Annotated in this window: 1 protein-coding gene; it reads left to right on the top strand. The window is 72.2% G+C overall.

Annotated features, from left to right (window positions below; all coding sequences use genetic code 11):
• Positions 1-1,053, top strand: a protein-coding gene (locus G6O68_RS31855) for an IS630 family transposase (protein WP_390625418.1) whose coding sequence is annotated in 2 segments (ribosomal slippage) — positions 1-390 and positions 390-1,053 — 1,054 coding nt annotated over the 2 segments. Because the reading frame shifts where the segments join, the coding sequence is not laid out codon by codon here. This gene is flagged as partial in the annotation.

A 1,053-nucleotide genomic window follows, 5' to 3' on the forward strand; every position in this document is an offset into this window, starting at 1 on the left:
GGCTTCACGAGATGCTCGCCGCCGGCAAGTCGGCGGTCCGGAAGCTCGCCCACGCCCACATCCTGCTGAAGGCCGACGCCGCCGAGGGCGGACCCGCCTGGCCCGACGCCCGGATCGCCGAGGCCTTCGGGGTCAGCACGGCGACCGTCGAGCGGGTCCGCAGGCGGTTCGTCGAGCTGGGCCTCGACGCGGCGTTGGACCGCAAGCGACGGGGGCGGCCGGCCCGCGAGCCGAAGCTCGACGGCCGCGCGGAGGCGACGTTGATCGCCCTGGCCTGCTCGGCCCCGCCCGACGGCCGCAAGCGGTGGACGATGCAGCTCCTGGCCGACCGCCTCGTCGAGCTGCGGGTCGTCGACGCGATCTGCGACGAGACCGTCCGGGTCGCCCTCAAAAAAACGAGATCAAGCCCTGGCTGACCGAGCGTTGGTGCATCCCGCCGGAGGCGAACGCCGAGTTCGTGGCGGCGATGGAGGACGTGCTGGACGTCTATCGCCGCCCCTACGACGAGAAACGGCCGCTGGTCTGCCTCGACGAGGCGAGCAAGCAGCTCGTCGGCGAGGCGGCCGCGCCGATCCCCGCGGCCCCGGGCCGGCCCGGGCGGGTCGACTACGAATACGTCCGCAACGGGACGACCAGCCTGTTCATGGTCGCCGAGCCGCTGCTGGGCTGGCGGGCCGTCAAGGTCACGGGCCGCCGGACGGCGAAGGACTTCGCCGAGGTGGTCGCCTGGCTCGTCGAGGACGTCCACGAGGAGGCCGAGAAGGTCGTGCTCGTGATGGACAACCTGAACACGCACAAGCTCGCCAGCCTCTACGAGGCCTTCCCGCCCGAGCGGGCCCGACGGATCGTCCGGAAGCTGGAGGTGCACCACACGCCGAAGCACGGCTCGTGGCTGAACGTCGCCGAGATCGAGCTGTCGGTCCTCTCCCGCCAGTGCCTCGACCGCCGCATCGAGACGCGGGAGGAGTTGGAGCGGCAGGTCGCCGCCTGGGAGGAAGCCCGCAACGAGGAGGGCGTCGGCGTCCGATGGCGATTCACCACCGCCGACGCCCG

This window comes from Paludisphaera soli, assembly GCF_011064595.1.
In the GTDB taxonomy this organism is placed as follows: Bacteria; Planctomycetota; Planctomycetia; order Isosphaerales; family Isosphaeraceae; genus Paludisphaera; species Paludisphaera soli.